16 protein-coding genes and 1 pseudogene are annotated in these 17647 nt (G+C 73.1%); 10 read left to right on the top strand and 7 right to left on the bottom strand.

Annotation, left to right across the window (positions count from 1 at the left end; translation table 11 throughout):
- Window positions 1-588: DUF4192 domain-containing protein (locus JZ5iCDA_RS08795; RefSeq protein ID WP_139123035.1), on the bottom strand; the 588-nt coding region annotated here is incomplete at its 3' end.
- 130 nt (window positions 589-718) lie between these two features.
- Between JZ5iCDA_RS08795 and JZ5iCDA_RS08790 the strand changes: the two genes are divergently transcribed.
- Window positions 719-1687, top strand: coding sequence for a PASTA domain-containing protein (locus tag JZ5iCDA_RS08790; RefSeq protein WP_171905329.1), 969 nt, complete (start codon window positions 719-721; stop codon window positions 1685-1687).
- 43 nt (window positions 1688-1730) lie between these two features.
- Here the strand turns inward: JZ5iCDA_RS08790 and JZ5iCDA_RS08785 are convergent, their stop codons facing one another.
- The 3 genes from JZ5iCDA_RS08785 to JZ5iCDA_RS08775 form a co-directional block, all read right to left on the bottom strand.
- Window positions 1731-3077 carry a class II 3-deoxy-7-phosphoheptulonate synthase gene (locus tag JZ5iCDA_RS08785; RefSeq protein ID WP_069386829.1) on the bottom strand — a complete coding sequence of 449 codons (1347 nt, stop codon included), beginning with the start codon at window positions 3075-3077 and terminating at the stop codon, window positions 1731-1733.
- A 13-nt stretch (window positions 3078-3090) separates the two neighbouring features.
- Window positions 3091-4317, bottom strand: a complete 1227-nt coding sequence (locus tag JZ5iCDA_RS08780; RefSeq protein WP_069386828.1) for a pyrophosphate--fructose-6-phosphate 1-phosphotransferase — start codon at window positions 4315-4317, stop codon at window positions 3091-3093.
- Window positions 4318-4472: 155 nt separating this feature from the next.
- Window positions 4473-5258, bottom strand: coding sequence for a lysophospholipid acyltransferase family protein (locus tag JZ5iCDA_RS08775; protein WP_253182022.1), 786 nt, complete (start codon window positions 5256-5258; stop codon window positions 4473-4475).
- A gap of 57 nt (window positions 5259-5315) precedes the next feature.
- Between JZ5iCDA_RS08775 and JZ5iCDA_RS08770 the strand changes: the two genes are divergently transcribed.
- Entirely contained in the window at window positions 5316-5948 is a 633-nt protein-coding gene (locus tag JZ5iCDA_RS08770) for a hypothetical protein (protein ID WP_069386827.1), read from the top strand.
- A 4-nt stretch (window positions 5949-5952) separates the two neighbouring features.
- On the opposite strand, the gene JZ5iCDA_RS08765 is transcribed toward JZ5iCDA_RS08770, so the two are convergent.
- On the bottom strand, window positions 5953-6900 hold the full coding sequence (locus tag JZ5iCDA_RS08765; protein WP_069386826.1) for an ROK family glucokinase: 948 nt from the start codon (window positions 6898-6900) through the stop codon (window positions 5953-5955).
- Between the two features lie 220 nt (window positions 6901-7120).
- Between JZ5iCDA_RS08765 and JZ5iCDA_RS08760 the strand changes: the two genes are divergently transcribed.
- From JZ5iCDA_RS08760 to JZ5iCDA_RS08750, 3 genes are all read left to right on the top strand, one after another.
- Window positions 7121-8938 carry an AMP-dependent synthetase/ligase gene (locus tag JZ5iCDA_RS08760; RefSeq protein ID WP_069386825.1) on the top strand — a complete coding sequence of 606 codons (1818 nt, stop codon included), beginning with the start codon at window positions 7121-7123 and terminating at the stop codon, window positions 8936-8938.
- Between the two features lie 75 nt (window positions 8939-9013).
- Window positions 9014-10864 carry a DEDD exonuclease domain-containing protein gene (locus JZ5iCDA_RS08755; protein WP_083259822.1) on the top strand — a complete coding sequence of 617 codons (1851 nt, stop codon included), beginning with the start codon at window positions 9014-9016 and terminating at the stop codon, window positions 10862-10864.
- A complete protein-coding gene (locus JZ5iCDA_RS08750; protein ID WP_069386824.1) occupies window positions 10843-11124 on the top strand; it encodes an Lrp/AsnC family transcriptional regulator in 282 nt (93 codons plus the stop codon). Before JZ5iCDA_RS08755 ends, JZ5iCDA_RS08750 begins: the two co-directional genes overlap by 22 nt.
- A 46-nt stretch (window positions 11125-11170) precedes the next feature.
- Here the strand turns inward: JZ5iCDA_RS08750 and trpD are convergent, their stop codons facing one another.
- Complete coding sequence (gene trpD / locus JZ5iCDA_RS08745; RefSeq protein ID WP_069386823.1) at window positions 11171-12262, bottom strand: anthranilate phosphoribosyltransferase; 1092 nt, start codon at window positions 12260-12262, stop codon at window positions 11171-11173.
- A 25-nt stretch (window positions 12263-12287) separates the two neighbouring features.
- A complete protein-coding gene (locus JZ5iCDA_RS08740; protein ID WP_253182021.1) occupies window positions 12288-12758 on the bottom strand; it encodes a hypothetical protein in 471 nt (156 codons plus the stop codon).
- A gap of 294 nt (window positions 12759-13052) precedes the next feature.
- Here JZ5iCDA_RS08740 and ctaE point away from each other — a divergent pair, with 294 nt between their 5' ends.
- The 5 genes and pseudogenes from ctaE to JZ5iCDA_RS08715 all read left to right on the top strand — a co-directional run.
- Complete coding sequence (ctaE, locus tag JZ5iCDA_RS08735) at window positions 13053-13703, top strand: aa3-type cytochrome oxidase subunit III (RefSeq protein ID WP_083259821.1); 651 nt, start codon at window positions 13053-13055, stop codon at window positions 13701-13703.
- A 70-nt stretch (window positions 13704-13773) separates the two neighbouring features.
- Window positions 13774-14553, top strand: a complete 780-nt coding sequence (gene qcrC, locus JZ5iCDA_RS08730) for a cytochrome bc1 complex diheme cytochrome c subunit (RefSeq protein ID WP_069386821.1) — start codon at window positions 13774-13776, stop codon at window positions 14551-14553.
- Window positions 14550-15611, top strand: coding sequence for a cytochrome bc1 complex Rieske iron-sulfur subunit (qcrA, locus tag JZ5iCDA_RS08725; protein WP_069386820.1), 1062 nt, complete (start codon window positions 14550-14552; stop codon window positions 15609-15611). The genes qcrC and qcrA overlap by 4 nt, the downstream gene beginning before the upstream one ends.
- The gene (gene qcrB / locus JZ5iCDA_RS08720; protein WP_069386819.1) at window positions 15608-17344 is read left to right on the top strand and encodes a cytochrome bc1 complex cytochrome b subunit; all 1737 of its coding nucleotides are present in this window, start codon (window positions 15608-15610) and stop codon (window positions 17342-17344) included. Before qcrA ends, qcrB begins: the two co-directional genes overlap by 4 nt.
- A 176-nt stretch (window positions 17345-17520) precedes the next feature.
- Window positions 17521-17647 (top strand): annotated as a pseudogene (locus JZ5iCDA_RS08715) (superoxide dismutase); the annotation flags it as partial.

Here is a 17647-nt window from a genome sequence, read left to right as displayed (position 1 = left end):
CCCGGCGCGGCGGGCGCGGGAGCGGTGCGCCGCCCGCGCCGCGCGCCGTCGTGCGTCAGGAGCCGCGCGCGGGATGCGCAGCGCGTCCTCCCGGGAGTCGGCGACGGACTCCCCGGCGAGCACCATGTGCGCGCCGACCTCGCTCGACTGGAGCTCGGTGAGCGGGCGACCCTCGGCGGGGCAGCACGCCGGGTCCGCGCAGTCGAGCGCCCCCCAGCCGGTCGACGAGACGACCCAGACGTCCGCCGGGCCGAGCACCGCCTCCACCGCCTCCCGGCAGTGCTCCACGGCCGCGCGCTCGCGCGCGGCCGTCGGGACGGGCTCGCGCAGCGGGGCGTCGGTGTACGCGACGAGGACCACGCGGCGGGCGCCGTCGGCGGACAGGTGCGCGAGCACCGTGCGCGCGACCTGGGGCCCGCGCTCGAGGTCGGCGAGGTCGTCGACGTCGACGCGGACCACGAGACCCACCCGCCCCCGCGGGCCGCGCAGCCCGACCAGCACGACGCTGTCCCGCGGACGGTAGCCGAGGCGGTAGGGGACGTAGGCGAGGAGCTCGCGCGGGCTGCGGGCCCGGATCAGCGTGGTCATGGCCCCATCCCACCGCGCGCCGACGCGCCGCCACCGCTCGCCGCGGGCGCGCTGTGGACGCCGCTGCGGCTGTGGTCGAGGCTCCGGGCAGGTGCTGGCTCGGCCTCGTCGTGGCCACTACGGTGTGCGCGTGCCCCCACGACCGCCGGCGTCGCCGGTCCCGTCGCGGCGGCCCGGCCGGGGCCGCGCCCTCGTCTGGACGCTCGTGGTGCTGCTCGTGCTCGCCGCGGGAGGCGGCGGGGCGGCGTGGTGGTTCACGTCCGGGCCGGGCGCCTTCACCACCGTCCCCGACGGTCTCACCGGGGTCTCGCGGGCCGAGGCGGAGGGCGTGCTCGACGACGCCGGCCTCGGCACCACGGTCGACGAGCGCTACGACGACACCGTGCCCGCGGGAGCGGTGGTGTCGACGGACCCGCCGCCCGGCGACGCGGTGCGCAAGGACGGCAGCGTGCAGCTCGTCGTCTCGCGCGGCGTGCGCATGCTCACGGTGCCGACCGGTCTCGTGGGCGCGACGCAGGACGAGGCCACGGCCGCGATCCAGGGCGCCGACCTCACTCTCGGCGAGCCGGTGCCCGAGCACCACGACGAGGTGCCCGCCGGGCAGGTCATGGCCGTGACCGACCCGGACGGGAACGCGATCGTGGAGGGCTCGACCGTCCGGCACGACCTGCCGGTCGTCCTCACGGTCTCCGCCGGGCCCGCCCCGGTCGTCGTCCCGCAGGTCACGGGCTACGAGCGGGACACCGCCGTGCGCACGCTCGAGGACGAGGGGCTCGTGGCGCAGGTGACCGAGGAGTACTCCGAAACCGTCCCCGCCGGCGAGGTCGTGCGCCAGAACCCCGAGCAGGGCTCCGACGCCGTGCGCACCGACACGGTCGCCGTCGTCGTCTCGCTCGGGCCGCCGCTCGTGGAGGTGCCGAACACCTACGGCCGCAACGTCCGGGACGCCGAGAAGGCGCTCACCGACGCCGGGTTCGAGGTCGAGGTCCGCCACCCGCAGGGCATCAGCCCGCTCAACCTCGTGTACGCCCAGGACCCGCCCGGCGGCGACGGCCGCACGGCCCCCAAGGGCTCGACGATCGTCATCAACGTCTTCTGACGAGCGGGCGGCGCCACGCGACGGGCCGGGCGCCGCCCACGGCTCAGCGCCGCAGCATCTCCGCGACCTGGAACGCCATCTCCAGCGACTGCTGGTGATTAAGGCGCGGGTCGACGAGCGTCTCGTACCGCAGCGCGAGCCCGGCGTCGTCGATCTCCTCCGAGCCGCCGAGCACCTCGGTGACGTCGTCGCCCGTGAGCTCGACGTGCAGCCCGCCGGGGACGGTCCCCGCGGCGCGGTGCACCTCGAAGAAGCCGCGCACCTCGTCGAGCACGTCGTCGAAGCGCCGCGTCTTGTAGCCGCTCTCCGACGTGATCGTGTTGCCGTGCATGGGGTCGGTGACCCACGTGACCGGCACCTGCTCGCGCGCGACGGCCTCGACCAGCGGGGGCAGCGCCTCGCGGACCCGGCCCGCGCCCATGCGCGAGATGAACGTGAGCCGCCCGGGGACCCGGCCCGGGTTGAGCCGCTGCGCGAGAGCGAGCGCGTCGTCGGGCGTGGTCGTGGGACCGAGCTTGACGCCGATGGGGTTCGCCACGCGCGACAGGAAGTCGACGTGCGCGCCGTCGAGCTGGCGGGTGCGCTCCCCGATCCACAGGAAGTGCGCCGAGGTGTCGTACGCGTCGCCGGTGCGCGAGTCGATGCGCGTGAGCGCGCGCTCGTAGTCGAGGACGAGCGCCTCGTGGCTGACGAACATCTCGACCGTGCGCAGGGCGTCGAAGTCGGCGCCGCACGCGTGCATGAACCGGATCGCCCGGTCGATCTCGGACGCCGTCTGCTCGTACCGCGCGTAGGCGGGGTTGCGCATGAACCCGCGGTTCCACTCGTGGACCTGGCGCAGGTCCGCGAACCCGCCGGTGGTGAACGCGCGCACCACGTTCCACGTGGCCGCCGAGATCCGGTAGGCCTCGACGAGGCGCTCCGGGTCGGGCACGCGCGCCTCGGGCGTGAACGCGTGGCCGTTGACCATGTCGCCGCGGTACGCGGGCAGCGTCACGCCGTCGCGCGTCTCGGTGTCCGCGCTGCGCGGCTTGGCGTACTGCCCGGCCATGCGCCCCATCTTCACGACGGGCATGCTCGCGCCGTGCGTGAGGATGACCGCCATCTGCAGGATGGTGCGGATCTTGTTGCGGATGCGGTCGGCGTTCGCCTCGGCGAACGTCTCCGCGCAGTCGCCGCCCTGCAGCAGGAACGCCTCGCCGCGGCCCGCCGCAGCGAGGCGCGAGCGCAGCGTGTCCGCGGCGGCGGGCACCACGAGCGGCGCGGAGGCCGCGAGGCGCTCGCGCACGTCGGCGAGCGCCGACTCGTCCGGCCACGTCGGCTGCTGGAGCGCGACGAGGGACCGGAAGTGGTCGAGGCCCACGGCCTCCGGCTCGCTCGTGGTGGTCATCGCCGTCCCGTCGTCAGTGCGCGGCGGGCGCGGCCGGCACGAGCGGCTGCCCGATGCCCTCGAGCATCTCGCCGAACCACTGCTGCGAGACGTCGAACGCCTTGCCGCCCGCGATGCGCGGGAACTCGATCGCGCGCAGGCGGTCGCCGTTCTCCTCGTCGTGCCCGATGACGCCGGACTCGCCGCGCAGCGCGCAGTCGACCGCGAGGTCCGTCATGGACTTGATGAGGCGCAGGTCCTCGGCGTTCGCGGCGGCGGCGCGCGAGTAGTAGCCCGACTTCTGGACCATGACCTTCTCGGCCCCGAGCTTCTCGGCGAACTGCTTCGCGAACCACTGGCCCGGGTTGATCGTGTCGAGCTTGACGTGGCCGAACGGGTCGCGCTGCACGGTCTCCCCCGCCGCCTCGAGCTGCGCGACGATCTCGTGCATGCCCGCGCCCTCGGACAGGAAGATGTTGACGTTGCCGATCTCGTCCATGACGCCCTTGAGGCGCGCGGCCTCGGCGTCGATGTCCAGTGCCAGCTCGGGCAGGAAGACCGCGTGCACGTCCCAGCGCTCGCGCGTCAGGCCGAGGCTCGGGACCCACTCCTGGGCGTCGAGCCACTTGCGGTACTCGGCGGCCGACGCCGCGGTGAGCCACCCGCAGTGGCGGCCCATGACCTCGTGCACGATGAGCATGCGCGGCCCGGAGCGGTGCTCGCCGATGACGTTCGCGGCGAACCCGGCCGCCTCCTCGGCGGCGGTCCACGCGCCGAGCGACTGGCGGATCGGCACGACGTCGTTGTCGATCGTCTTCGGCAGGCCCACGACGGTGAGCTCGTAGCCGTTCTCGTGCAGGTACGCGGCGAGGTCGGCCGCCGTCGTGTTGGTGTCGTCGCCGCCGATCGTGTGGAGCACGTCGACGCCGTCGGCCTTGAGCTGCTCGGCCGCGACCTTCAGCGGGTCCTGGCCCTCCTCGACGAGACCGCGCTTGACGCAGTCCGCCGCGTTCGTGAGCTTCACGCGCGAGTTGCCGATCGGCGAGCCGCCGAAGCGGTGGAGCACGCCCGCCTTCTTGCGGCCCTCCTCGTCGACGACGATCTTCGTGCCCGTGAGCAGGCCGTGGTAGCCGTACTGGTAGGCGATGATCTCGATCTCCGGGTCGAGCTCCGTGTAGCGCTCGATGAGACCGCCGACGGCGGAGGACAGGCACGGGGCGAAGCCGCCCGCGGTGAGCAGGGCGACGCGACGAACCGACATGTGAACTCAGAACCTCTCGTGGGTCGGGATCCGTGGACGGGATCTGTGGCGTCCGGCGGCGTCCCGTGCGGCGCCCGCGTCGGCGGGCGTGGGGGGCGACGGCGGAGCCGTGGCGGGCGACCGCGGACCGGGTGCCCGGTCCGGATCGGCCCAGGTCAGTCTACTGAGGCCGCGCCGGGCTCCTGCGGAGGTTCCGGGACCTGGACGTCGGGCGCGGGCCGCCCGCCGGGGGCGCCGCCGCCCTCCTCGGCGCCCCGGTGACCGGCCGCGATGCGCGCCTTGGCGGTCGCCGCGTAGATGTCGACGTACTCCTGCCCCGACAGCCGCATGATCGCGTACATGATCTCGTCGGCCACCGAGCGCAGGATGAACCGGTCGTTCTCCATGCCCTGGTAGCGGGAGAAGTCGAGCGGCTCGCCGATGACGACGCCGATGCGCATCGGGGTCGGGATGACCTTGCCGATCGGCTGCGCGATGTTCGTCCCGACCATCGCGACCGGGATCACCGGCGCGCCCGACTCGAGCGCGAGGCGCGCGACACCGGTCTTGCCGCGGTAGAGGCGGCCGTCCGGGCTGCGCGTGCCCTCGGGGTAGATCCCGAACAGGTCGCCGTCGCGCAGCACGCGCAGGCCCGTGTTGAGCGCGGCCTCGCTCGCCTTGCCGCCCGAGCGGTCCACCGGGATCGTCCCGACGCCGCGCATGAAGCCCGCCGTCAGCCGCCCCTTGACGCCCGTGCCGGTGAAGTAGTCGGACTTGCCGAGGAACTGGACCTTGCGCCCGAGGACGAGCGGGAGGATGAAGGAGTCGATGACCGCGAGGTGGTTGCTGGCGAGGATCGCGCCGCCGGAGTCCGGCACGTTCTCCACGCCCCGCGTCCAGGGACGGTACAGCAGCCGCAGCAGCGGCCCGACCATCACCTGCTTCATGAACCAGTAGAACAACGTTCCTCCTCGCGGGGTCCCGGCGCGGGACGTGCATCCGACTCTAGAGTGATTGTCATGGCCGCACCGAATGCCCAGCCGGACCCGTCGGAGCCGGACGACGTCCCCGGTCCTCCCGCCGAGCGCACGCCCGAGCACCTCGGGGACGACCGCACGGCCCCGGCCGCACGTCCGGACCCCGCCGACGACCGCCCCCCGGGCGACGACGGCCCCGTCGACGTCGACGCGCAGTGGGCCGGCATCGTGGCCGGCCTCGGCGACCTGTCGGACCTCGACGCGGGCGCCGGGCGGCCCGACCGCGCGGACGACGCCGGGACCGTCGGCGGGGCGGGTCCGTCCGCGGGCCGCGACGCCCTCGGCTCGGTCCCGGTCGCGCCGTGGGTGCGGTCGCCCGGGCCGCGCGACTGGCCGGCCACGCCCGAGGTGGAGGCGCTCGAGGAGGCCGAGAGCCACTTCGTGCCGCCGGACCCGCCGCTCGTGCTCGGCCGCGACCCCCTCCTGACCATGGCGTGGTCGCTCGTGGCGGGTGTGCCGATCGTCCTGCTCGTCCTGCTCGTCGTCGCGCGCCCGTTCCCGGTCGTCGTGGCGCAGGTGGGCGGGGCGGCATTCCTCGCGGGGCTCGCGGTGCTGCTGTGGCGCATGCCGCACCGCCGCGACGAGGACGACGCGGGGCCCGGCGCCGTCGTGTGACCGGTCAGCGGCGCGCGAGGTCGGCGGCGCCCACGATGCCGGCCTCGTTGCCGTGCTCGGCGAGCTCGATCTGCGCCTCGGGCCGGTGCCCGCGCGCGGACAGCTGCTCGGAGAACGCACGGCGGATCGGCTGCAGCAGCAGGTCGCCGGCCGCGCCGACCCCGCCGCCGATGACGATGAGCTCGGGGTCGAGCAGGGCGGTCACCGAGGCCGCGCCCTCGCCGATCCAGCGGCCGAGGTTGGCGAGGAGCTCGACCGCGAGCGGGTCGCCCTCCTGCGCGGCCTGCGTGATCTGCGGGCCGGTGAGCTTGGCCGGGTCGCCGCCGCACAGCTCGAGCAGGCGCGTCGCGCGGTCGGGCTGCGCGATGAGCGCGCCCTGCGCGTCGCGCACGAGCGCCGTCCCGGACGCGTACTGCTCCCAGCAGCCCTCGTGCCCGCACCCGCAGTAGTGCCCTCCCGGCACGACGCGCATGTGCCCGACCTCCGCCGCGACGCCCCACTTGCCGCGCACCAGCGCGCGGTCCACGACGATCGCCCCGCCCAGGCCCGTGCCCACGGTGAGCATGAGCATGTCCGTCGCGTCGCGCGCGACGCCGAACTGGAACTCGGCCCACCCGGCGGCGTTCGCGTCGTTCTCGACGACGATGCTCACGTCGTCGTCGCCGACGAGCTCGCGCACGTTGTGCGCGAGCGGGTACTCGCGCCACGCGATGTTGGGCGCGAACAGCACGGAGGTGCGGTCCGGGCTCACGAAGCCGGCCGCGGCGAGGCCGATCGCCCCGACGTCGTGCTTCGCGGACAGCTCGGCGTAGACGTCGGCGATGGCCCGGTCGATGCTCGCCACGTCGTCGGGCTCCGTGTCGCGGCGCGTCTGGGCGAGGATCCTGCCCTCGTCGTCGACGACGCCGGCCGCGATCTTCGTCCCGCCGATGTCCACACCGATGGCGTGCATGTCCCGTCCTTCTCGATAGTCCTGGCCGAGCTGAGATGACGACGGCCGCAGGGCCGCAGCCGGCGCCGTCGCGGCAACGCGAAGGGGAACTCCTCGCACGGACGAAACGTTGCGCAAAGCAGCGCACAGCGAGTGCAGCCTACCGACTCGGGAAGGTCCCCGGCACGCACCGCCTCTGGGTAGTGTTCTCCCACCGTCGACTACTGCCACTGGAGCCAGAATGGACGAGTTCAGCGCACCCCGGATCGTCGAGGTCGATCCGTCGAGGAACCTCAACGACCTGCTCGCGAGCCGTGTCGCCGCCGACCCGGCGGCGCCGATGGTCGAGCGCCGCACCGGCCCGGGAGGGGCCTGGGAGGCGCTCAGCGCCCGCGACTTCGAGGCCGAGGTCGTCGCGGTCGCCAAGGGCCTCGTCGCCCGTGGCGTCCAGCCGGGGGACGCCGTCGGCATCATGTCCCGCACCCGCTACGAGTGGACGCTCCTCGACTGGGCGTCCTGGGCGGCCGGCGCCGTCCCGGTGCCGCTCTACGAGACGTCCAGCGCCGAGCAGGTGCAGTGGATCCTGTCGGACGCCGACGTCCGGCTGCTCGTCGTCGAGACCGAGGCCCACGCCGCGACGGTCGCGGAGGTCCGCGACCGGACGCCGTCGCTCGGCGACGTCCTCGTCCTCGACTCCGGCGCCGTCGCGACGCTCGTGTCCGAGGGCGCGGGCGTCGACGACGCCGAGATCGCCCGGCGCCGCGGGCTGGCCGACCTCGCCGACGTCGCGACGATCATCTACACGTCCGGCACGACGGGGCGCCCCAAGGGCGCCGAGCTGACGCACGAGAACTTCTACTCGCTCACCGTCAACGCGGTCGAGGCCGTGCCGGAGGTCTTCAAGGAGCCTGGAGCGCGCACGCTGCTGTTCATGCCGCTCGCGCACGTGTTCGCGCGCTTCATCGGCGTGCTCGTCGTCGCCGGCGGGACCGTGCTGGGGCACACGCCGGACACGAAGACGCTGCTCGAGGACCTGGGCACGTTCCGGCCGACCTACCTCCTGTCCGTGCCGCGCGTCTTCGAGAAGGTCTACAACTCGTCCGAGCAGAAGGCGGCGGCGGGCGGCAAGCTCCGCATCTTCCACTGGGCGGTCGCCACCGCGATCGCGTACTCCCGCGCGCTCGACGACCCGAAGGGGCCGGGCCTCGGCCTCAGGGTCCAGCACAAGGTCGCGGACGCGCTCGTGTTCAAGAAGCTGCGGCACGCGCTGGGCGGGCAGGCGAAGTTCGCGGTCTCCGGCGGCGCGCCGCTCGGCGAGCGCCTCGGCCACTTCTACCGCGGCATCGGCGTGCGCATCCTCGAGGGCTACGGCCTCACGGAGACGACGGCGCCCACGTCCGTCAACCGGCCGTCCAGCACCCGCATCGGCACGGTCGGCACGCAGCTGCCCGGGTGCGCGGTGCGCATCGCCGAGGACGGCGAGATCCTGCTCAAGGGCCACCACGTGTTCCGCGGCTACCACAACAACGAGCAGGCGACGCGCGAGGCGCTCGTCGACGGGTGGTTCCGCACCGGCGACCTCGGCTCCCTCGACGAGGACGGGTACCTGCGCATCACGGGGCGCAAGAAAGAAATCATCGTCACCGCGGGCGGCAAGAACGTGGCCCCGGCGGTGCTCGAGGACCGCATCCGGGCGCACGCGCTCGTGTCGCAGTGCGTCGTCGTCGGCGACCAGAAGCCGTTCATCGGGGCGCTCGTCACGCTCGACCCCGAGGGCCTGCCGGGCTGGGCGACCATGCACGGCAAGGGCGAGATGACCGTCGAGGAGGCCGCGAAGGACCCCGACGTCCTCGCCGCGCTCGACGCCGCGGTGACGCGCGCGAACCAGGCGGTCTCGCGCGCCGAGTCCATCCGCAAGTTCACCGTCCTGACGACCGACTTCACCGTCGAGAACGGCTACCTCACGCCGTCGCTCAAGGTGAAGCGCTCGGAGGTGCTCAAGGACTTCGCGAGCGACATCGAGCAGATCTACGCGGACGGCCCGGCGCCCGTCCACTGACCCGGCGCGTCCCGGCGCCCGCCGCGGTGGGGCGGGCGCCGGGACGTGTGGGTAGCCGTCGCTAGCGTCCCGGGCATGCTCGTGCCCTCCCTGCTGTCCCCGCCGCGCGACGACCGGGCGCCGGGGACCGGCGGCACGGCCGTCCAGGCGACGTTCGACGACCTGGGCACACCCCTGCAGGACGTGACCTTCGTCGTCGTCGACCTCGAGACGACCGGCGGCTCCCCCGCCGCAGAGGGCATCACCGAGATCGGGGCCGTGAAGGTGCGCGGCGGCGTGGTGCTCGGCGAGCTCCAGACGCTCGTCAACCCCGGGCGACCGGTCCCGGCGTTCGTCGCCCGGCTCACGGGCATCACGTCGGCGATGGTCGCCACGGCGCCGCCGATCGAGGCCGTCCTGCCGAGCCTCCTCGAGTTCGTGCGGGGCGCCGTCCTCGTCGCGCACAACGCGCCGTTCGACATCTCGTTCCTCAAGGCCGCCTGCCGCGCGGCCGGCTACGAGTGGCCCGGCAACCAGGTGATCGACACGGTGCCCCTCGCGCGCCGCGTGGTGACCCGCGACGAGGCACCCAACCACAAGCTCTCGACGCTCGCGGCGCTGTTCCGCGCGACCGTCACACCCGAGCACCGGGCGCTCGCCGACGCGCGCGCGACCGTCGACGTGCTGCACGCGCTGCTCGGCCGTCTCGGTCCGCTGGGCGTGACGCACCTCGAGGACCTCGCGGGCGCCACCGACCCCGTGCCGCAGGACGTGCGCCGCAAGCGCCACCTCGCGGACGGCCTGCCCGACGCCCCCGGCGTGTACCTCTTCCGCGGCCCGGGCGACGAGGTGCTCTACGTGGGGACCTCGACGTCGATCCGTCGCCGCGTGCGCTCGTACTTCACGCGCTCGGAGAAGCGCGGGCGCATCACCGAGATGGTGCGCATCGCCCACGCCGTGACGCCCGTCGTGTGCGCGACCCCGCTCGAGGCGCAGGTCCGCGAGCTGCGGCTCATCGCCGAGCACGAGCCGCGCTACAACCGCCGCTCGCGCCACCCCGAGCGCATGACGTGGGTGCGCCTCACCCACGAGGCCTACCCGCGGCTCTCGGTCGTGCGCGACGTGCGCGCGCCCGCGGCGCACATCGGGCCGTTCTCCTCCCGGAACCAGGCCCAGGCCGCGGTCGACGCCCTGCACGACGTGTTCCGGCTGCGCCAGTGCACGCGGCGCCTGCCCCTCGTCGCGAGCGCGGGGGCGTCGGCCTGCGTGCTCGCCGAGATGGGACGGTGCTCGGCGCCGTGCACCGCCGGGCAGCCGGACGTCGGCTACGGCGAGGTCGCCGACGCCGTGCACCGCGCGTTCGAGGGCGACCCGTCCGCCGTCGTGGCGGAGCTCGGGCGACGGATCGCCGCGCTCGCGCGCGACGAGCGGTTCGAGCAGGCCGGGGAGGTCACGCACCGGCTGCGCGCCTTCCTCTCCGGGGCCGCCCGCGCGCAGCGCATCGCGCCCCTCTCGCGGTGCGAGCAGCTCGTCGCGGCCCGCCCCACCGAGACCGGCGGCTGGGAGGTCGTCGTCGTGCGGCACGCGCGGCTCGCCGCGACCGGCGTCAGCCGCCCCGGGGAGGACCCGTGGCCGCTCGTGCACGCGCTCGTCGCCACCGCCGAGACCGTGCCCGCGCCGGTGCCGCCCGCGCCGGCGTGCCACCCCCACGAGGCCGACCTCGTGCTCGCGTGGCTCGAGCAGCCGGGCGTCCGCCTGGTCGAGGTGAGCGGCCCGTGGACGTGCCCGGTGCGCTCCGCACGGGCCCACGCGGACCCGGCCGTCACGGCGCGGGAGGTCGCCCGGCACGGTGACGCGCAGCACGTCGCGGCAGGGCACCCGGCCGTAGAGTGGGCGCACGACGACGACCCGTCCCCGGAGGAAGCATGCTCACCGCCATCGTCCTGATCGACACCGACCCCGCGCGCATCCCCGAGGTGGCGGCCGAGGTGGCGGACCTCAGGGGCGTGAGCGAGGTGTACTCCGTCACCGGCAAGACGGACCTCGTCGCGATGGTGCGCGTGGCCGAGCACGACCACCTCGCCGACGTCATCGCCGACCGCATCGGCAAGGTCTCCGGCGTCCTGCGCACCGAGACCTTCATCGCGTTCCGCGCGTACTCGCACGTCGACCTCGAGCAGGCCTTCGCGCTCGGCCTCGACGACTGAGCCCGGCCGCCGCCACCGCTCACGGGCGGCCGCGGCGTCCTGGGCCTCAGCGGGCGGCGGCGTCCGCCCAGCGGCGCAGCACGTCGGAGGCCGCACCCGTGTCGACGCTGCGCGCCGCGTGCTCGATGCCCGCGCCGAGGCGCGAGACGAGCGTGCCCGACCCGGTGCCGGGCAGGGTGCCGTCCGCGACGAGCGCCGCCGCGGCGTTGAGCAGCACCGTCTCGCGCACCGCGCCGTGGCTGCCGGCGAACGTCTCGCGCGCGACCTCCGCGTTGAAGGCGGCGTCCGCGCCCCGCAGGTCGCCCACCGTGATGCGGCGCAGGCCGAGGTCGCGCACGGCGTCGAGCCGGTGCTCGTGCACCGCGCCGTCCCGCACCTCCCACACGGTCGCCCCGCCCGTGGCGGCGAGCTCGTCGAGGCCGTCGTCGCCGCGGAACACGAGTGCCGAGGTGCCGCGGCTCGCGAAGACGCCCGCGACGAGCGGCGCCATGCGCGCGTCGGCGACGCCGACCGCCGTCGCGCGCGGCTGCGCCGGGTTCGTGAGCGGCCCGAGGAAGTTGAACGCCGTCGGGATGGCGAGCTCCTTGCGCGCCACGCCGGCGTGGCGGAACGACGGGTGGAACACCATCGCGAAGCAGAACGTGATCCCGACCTCGTGCGCGAGCTGCGCCACGCGGTCGGGGCCGTGGTCGAGCCGGATGCCGAGCGCCTCGAGGACGTCCGCCGAGCCCGAGGACGACGACGCGGCCCGGTTGCCGTGCTTGACGACCCGGATCCCGGCGCCGGCGACGACGACGGCCGCCATCGTGGAGACGTTGACCGTGTGGGCGCGGTCGCCACCGCTGCCGACGATGTCCACCGACGGACCCGGGACCTCGAAGCGCAGCGCGTGCGCGAGCATCGTGTCCGCGAGGCCCGTGAGCTCCTCGACCGTCTCGCCCTTCGCGCGCAGCGCCACGAGGAAGGCCGCGAGGCGCGTCGGCGAGACGTCGCCCGACATCACCTGGTCCATCGCCCACGACGTCCGTGCGGCGTCGAGGTCGCGACCGGCCACCAGGTCCGTCAGCAGGGCGGGCCACGACCGGTCGCCCTCCCCCGCGGCTCCCGGGGACGAGACGGGGTGGGGGGTCGTGCTCACGGGTTCCTGCCCTTCGGGACGGGGGTCACGGGGTGCCGGCGGCACCCAGGAGGTCGGCGACGGCGCGCTGCAGCTCGACCGCGTCGAACGGCCGGGGCACCGCGTCGTCGGCGAGCGACCACGATGCTAGCCAACCGTCCTGCGGCCTGCCGGTGAGGACCAGCACGGGCGGGCAGCGGTAGATCTCGTTCTTGAGCTGGCGGCACAGGCCCATGCCGCCCGCCTTGTCGGCCTCGCCGTCGAGCACGAGGAGGTCCCAGCCGCCCGCGTCGGCCGCGGCGACGACGGCGTCCGCGGTCGCGACCTCGCGCCACACGATGTCGGGCCGTCCGGCACCGAGCCGGCGCCCGACCGCGAGCCGCACCTGCTCGCGGACCGTCACGTCGTCGCTGTAGAGCAGCACGCGCGGCGCTCGCCCGCCCGACGCCACGGCGTCCTCGCGCACCGCGGCGCTCGCGCGGGCGCCCTCGGGAGTCGTCGTCACGGTCGTCGTCATCGTCGTCACCGTCGCCTTCGTCCTGGCCGGTCGGGGCAGTGGCGCGACCGACGGTGGCCGCCCACGCAGGCATCTTGGCACGCCCGGGGGCGTTCGGGCACCCGTCCGTGGCGCACGGTGCCGTGCGGCGCACGGCGACGGCTTCGAGCGCCGCCCACGCCGTCGATTTCATGGCACTTGCCGTCGATCCGTCACCAAGTGCAGGTCCGTGCGAGAAGATCTGGAGACATTGTGAGATTCCCCGCCTCGCCGCCCCCCCGCCGGGTGCCGCGTTCGGGGCCGACGTCGGCCATAATGGCTGATGTGTCGACCGCAACGGCTGCCCCCCACGCCCATCAGCACGTGAGCGTCAACCGACCGAACCCCGTCTCGGTCGGGACGATCGTGTGGCTGGCCAGCGAGCTCATGTTCTTCGCGGGCCTGTTCGCCATGTACTTCACGGTCCGTTCCGTGATGCCCGCGGAGGAGTGGGCGGCCGAGGCCGGCACGCTCAACCTCCCGTTCGCGCTCGTCAACACCACCATCCTGGTGCTGTCGTCGGTGACGTGCCAGATGGGCGTGTGGGCCGCCGAGCGGTTCCAGCCGGTGCGCACGGGCTCGCTGCTCCAGGTGAACCGCTGGGGCATGAACGAGTGGATGACGCTGACGTTCCTCATGGGCGCGTTCTTCATCGGCGGGCAGGTCTTCGAGTACGCCGAGCTGGTCGAGCACGGCGTGTCGATCTCCTCGACGCCGTACGGCTCGGTCTTCTACATCACGACCGGCTTCCACGGCCTCCACGTCGTCGGCGGGCTCATCGCGTTCCTCTTCCTTCTCGGCCGCTCGTTCTCGGCCAAGAACTTCGGGCACCACGAGGCCACGACGGCCATCGTGACGTCCTACTACTGGCACTTCGTCGACGTCGTGTGGATCGCGCTGTTCTTCGTGATCTACATCCTGCGCTGACGAGCGTCGGGGCACTCCCCGCCAGCCCTCCCTCCCCCTGCTCCCCCACCTGCGAGACGAGGATCATTTCGTGAAGGCACTCGCCGCCCGCAGACACCACCGCCTCGCGCCGGTCGTGCTGCTGCTGCTGGCGCTGCTGGTCACCGGCGGCGTCTACGCCGCCCTTGCACCCACCCCGGCCAACGCCGAGACCGCCAGCACCGAGGACATCGAGACCGGCCAGAAGCTCTTCCAGGCCAACTGCGCCACGTGCCACGGCCCGAACGCCGAGGGCACGGACTCCGCGCCGTCGCTCGTGGGCGTCGGCGCGGCGTCGGTCGACTTCCAGGTGTCCACCGGCCGCATGCCCATGCAGATGGACGGACCGCAGGCGCTGGAGAAGCCGCGTCAGTTCGACGAGGAGCAGACGGCGCAGCTCGCCGCCTACGTCGCGTCGCTCGGCGCCGGCCCGGCGATCCCCACCGACGAGCAGGTCGACGCGGCGCAGGGCGACATCGCCAACGGCGCCGCCCTCTTCCGCACCAACTGCGCGATGTGCCACAACGCCGTCGGCGCGGGTGGCGCGCTGTCGGAGGGCAAGTTCGCCCCGCCGCTGTGGGACGTGTCGGAGCGCAACATCTACCAAGCCATGCTCACCGGTCCGCAGTCCATGCCGGTGTTCAACGACGCGACCGTGACGCCCGACGAGAAGCGCGACATCATCGCCTACCTCGTCGAGCAGCGTGACGGCTCCGCGGGCGGGCTCTCGCTCGGCTCCCTCGGGCCGGTCAGCGAGGGCCTGTGGGCCTGGATCGTGGGCATGGGTCTCCTCATCGGGGCCGCAGTGTGGATCGGAGCGAAGTCCTCGTGAGCGACTACCAGAACCCCCGCTCCCCGGAGAGCTCGTCCCGCCAGGTCGGGCACCGCGAGGAGCACGGCACGCTCGAGACGTTCCCGGACCCGGGTCTGCCCGAGCACAAGTCCCGGATGGCCGACCGGGACCCGCAGGCGTCGAAGCGCGCCGAGCGTCAGGTCTCGTTCCTCTTCGGCCTCTCGGTGCTCGGCACCATCGCCTCGATGGTCGTCTACTTCGCGCTGCCGCCGGACGGCACCACGGCAGGCGTGCGTCTGTCGACGCTGTCGCTCGGTCTCGCGATCGCGTTCGCGCTCCTCGGGATCGGTCTCGGTGCGGTGCACTGGGCCAAGGTCCTCATGTCGGACCACGAGAAGGTCGACGAGCGCCACCCCGTCGCGAGCGACGAGGCCACGCGCGCCGTCGCCGTGCAGGAGCTCGAGGCCGGCGCCAAGGACTCGGGCATCGCGCGCCGCGGTGTCCTCAAGGGTGCGGTCATCTCGGCCCTCGCGCTCTTCCCGCTGACCATCGCCGTGCCGCTCGTCAGCAGCGTGGGCGGCGACTGGAACGTGTCCAAGTTCAAGCACACGATGTGGAAGCGCGGCACCCGCCTCGCCATCGACCCGTCGGGCCGGCCTATCAAGGCCTCGGACGTCACGATCGGCTCGGTCGTGCACGTCATCCCCGACGTGAGCGAGGAGGAGCGCCAGTCGCACGAGTGGATCACGGAGAAGGCCAAGGCCGTCGTGCTCCTCGTCCGTCTGGACCCGCGCGACCTCAGGTCCGACCAGGCCCCGCAGGGCGAGACCTGGTCCTACGACGGGATCGTCGCCTACTCGAAGATCTGCACGCACGTGGGCTGCCCCGTGGCGCTCTACGAGCAGCAGACCCACCACCTGCTGTGCCCGTGCCACCAGTCGACGTTCGACGTGGCCGACAGTTGCAAGGTGGTCTTCGGCCCCGCGAAGCGGCCCCTGCCGCAGCTGCCGATCACCGTTGATGACGAGGGCTACCTGGTCGCGCAGAGCGACTTCCACGAGCCCATCGGTCCGAGCTTCTGGGAGCGTCTGAAGTGACCACCAGCACCGGCGCCGCCGCCCCCACCACGCGCGCGGGCAAGGCGGCCGACTACCTCGACCAGCGGACGAGCATCGGCTCGGCCGTCAAGGAGTTCGCGCGCAAGGTCTTCCCCGACCACTGGTCGTTCCTCCTGGGTGAGATCGCGCTCTACTCGTTCATCGTCCTGATCCTCACCGGGATCTTCCTGACGATGTTCTTCGTCCCGAGCATGTCGCTCGTGACGTACCACGGCCCGCCCGCGTCGATGGACGGCCAGCTCATGTCGGACGCGTTCGCCTCCACGCTGAACATGTCGTTCGAGGTGCGCGGCGGTCTGCTCATGCGCCAGATCCACCACTGGGCGGCGCTGATCTTCCTCGCGTCGATCGTCACGCACATGATGCGCGTGTTCTTCACCGGCGCGTTCCGCAAGCCGCGCGAGCTGAACTGGCTCGTCGGCATGCTGCTGATGATCATGGGCCTGCTGGCGGGCTTCTCCGGCTACTCCCTCCCCGACGACGTGCTCTCCGGCAACGGTCTGCGCATCACCGACGGCGTGGTGAAGTCGATCCCGCTCATCGGCTCGTGGCTGTCGTACTTCATCTTCGGCGGCGAGTTCCCGGGCGAGCACATCATCCCGCGCCTGTTCACGGTGCACATCCTGCTCGTGCCCGGCCTCATCCTCGCGCTCGTCGCGCTCCACCTGTTCTTCGTGGTGCTGCACAAGCACACGCAGTACCCGGGTGGCGGTCGCACCGACACGAACGTCGTCGGCTTCCCGCTGTTCCCCGTGTACGTCGCCAAGGCCGGCGGGTTCTTCTTCGTCGTGTTCGGCATCCTCGCCCTCATGGGTGGCACGATGGCGATCAACAACGTGTGGAACTACGGCCCTTACGACCCGTCGCCGGTCTCCGCGGGCGCACAACCCGACTGGTACATGCTGTTCCTCGAGGGGTCGCTGCGTCTGATGCCCGGGGGCGCGGAGTTCGTGACGTGGGGCGACTACACCGTGTCGCTCAACGTGCTCATCCCCGCGGTCGTGGTGCCGGGCCTGCTGTTCACCTTCCTCTTCGCCTACCCGTTCGTCGAGGCGGCCGTGACGAAGGACAAGCGCGAGCACCACGTGCTCGACCGCCCGCGCAACGTCCCCGTGCGCACCGGCCTGGGCGTCGCGTTCCTCACGGCGTTCATCATCCTGGCGCTGGCGGGGTCGAACGACCTCATCGCGACGCACTTCCACATGTCGATCAACGCGATCACGTGGGTCTTCCGCATCCTGCTCTTCGTCGGTCCGTGGTTCGCGTTCTGGGTCACGAAGCGCATCTGCCTCGGCCTGCAGCGCAAGGACCGCGAGCTCGTCCTCCACGGGCACGAGACGGGTCGGATCGTGCGCTTCGCCCACGGCGAGTACATCGAGGTCCACCGCCCGCTCGACGAGCAGGAGCGCTGGCTGCGGGTCAACTACCGCGCCCACGAGCCGCTCGAGATCGAGCCGGCCACGGACGCGCGCGGTGTGCGGCGCAAGGGCTACAAGAAGGACAAGCGCCTTCAGCGCCTCTCGCGGTTCTTCTACGAGGACCGTGTGGAGCCGGTGACGCCCGCCGAGCTGGCGGCCGCGCACTCGCACGGCGAGCACGACGCCCTCGAGGGCGCGGGCCACGCCCGCGTGGAGGCCGGCGCAGGTGCCGGCATCGGCGGACGGCGGGACCTCGTCGAGCCGGAAGGCGGTACCGACGAGCGTCATCCCTGACGTTCCTGCACAGTAGGACGGTGACGACCCGCGACGTGCTCCCTCGGATCTCCGAGGCGGCGCGTCGCGGGTCGTCGGCTTCTCGGGGAGCGTGACCGCGGTCGCGCTCCCCGTTGTCGTGCAACCAGCCGCCCGCCCGCGCCGGTGCTCGGGTGGCCCGACCAGGAGGATCACCGATGCCTGTCTACACGCTGCCCGAGCTGTCCTACGACTACGGTGCGCTGGAGCCGCACATCTCCGGGCGGATCATGGAGCTGCACCACTCCAAGCACCACCAGGCCTACGTCACCGGCGCCAACACCG

Source organism: Cellulosimicrobium cellulans, assembly GCF_001722485.1.
GTDB classification, from domain to species: domain Bacteria; phylum Actinomycetota; class Actinomycetes; order Actinomycetales; family Cellulomonadaceae; genus Cellulosimicrobium; species Cellulosimicrobium cellulans_A.
Note: the sequence above shows the minus strand (reverse complement) of the source record. Positions and strands in the feature narration are given on the sequence as shown.

What these genes read in the sequence shown, in the direction of transcription:
- JZ5iCDA_RS08785 (WP_069386829.1), bottom strand. Translation starts at nt 3,077, where the DNA reads ATGACCACCACGAGCGAGCCGGAGGCCGTGGGCCTCGACCACTTCCGG.
- JZ5iCDA_RS08780 (WP_069386828.1), bottom strand. Translation starts at nt 4,317, where the DNA reads ATGTCGGTTCGTCGCGTCGCCCTGCTCACCGCGGGCGGCTTCGCCCCG.
- JZ5iCDA_RS08770 (WP_069386827.1), top strand. Translation starts at nt 5,316, where the DNA reads ATGGCCGCACCGAATGCCCAGCCGGACCCGTCGGAGCCGGACGACGTC.
- JZ5iCDA_RS08765 (WP_069386826.1), bottom strand. Translation starts at nt 6,900, where the DNA reads ATGCACGCCATCGGTGTGGACATCGGCGGGACGAAGATCGCGGCCGGC.
- JZ5iCDA_RS08760 (WP_069386825.1), top strand. Translation starts at nt 7,121, where the DNA reads ATGGACGAGTTCAGCGCACCCCGGATCGTCGAGGTCGATCCGTCGAGG.
- JZ5iCDA_RS08755 (WP_083259822.1), top strand. Translation starts at nt 9,014, where the DNA reads ATGCTCGTGCCCTCCCTGCTGTCCCCGCCGCGCGACGACCGGGCGCCG.
- JZ5iCDA_RS08750 (WP_069386824.1), top strand. Translation starts at nt 10,843, where the DNA reads ATGCTCACCGCCATCGTCCTGATCGACACCGACCCCGCGCGCATCCCC.
- JZ5iCDA_RS08740 (WP_253182021.1), bottom strand. Translation starts at nt 12,758, where the DNA reads ATGACGACGACCGTGACGACGACTCCCGAGGGCGCCCGCGCGAGCGCC.
- ctaE (WP_083259821.1), top strand. Translation starts at nt 13,053, where the DNA reads ATGGCTGATGTGTCGACCGCAACGGCTGCCCCCCACGCCCATCAGCAC.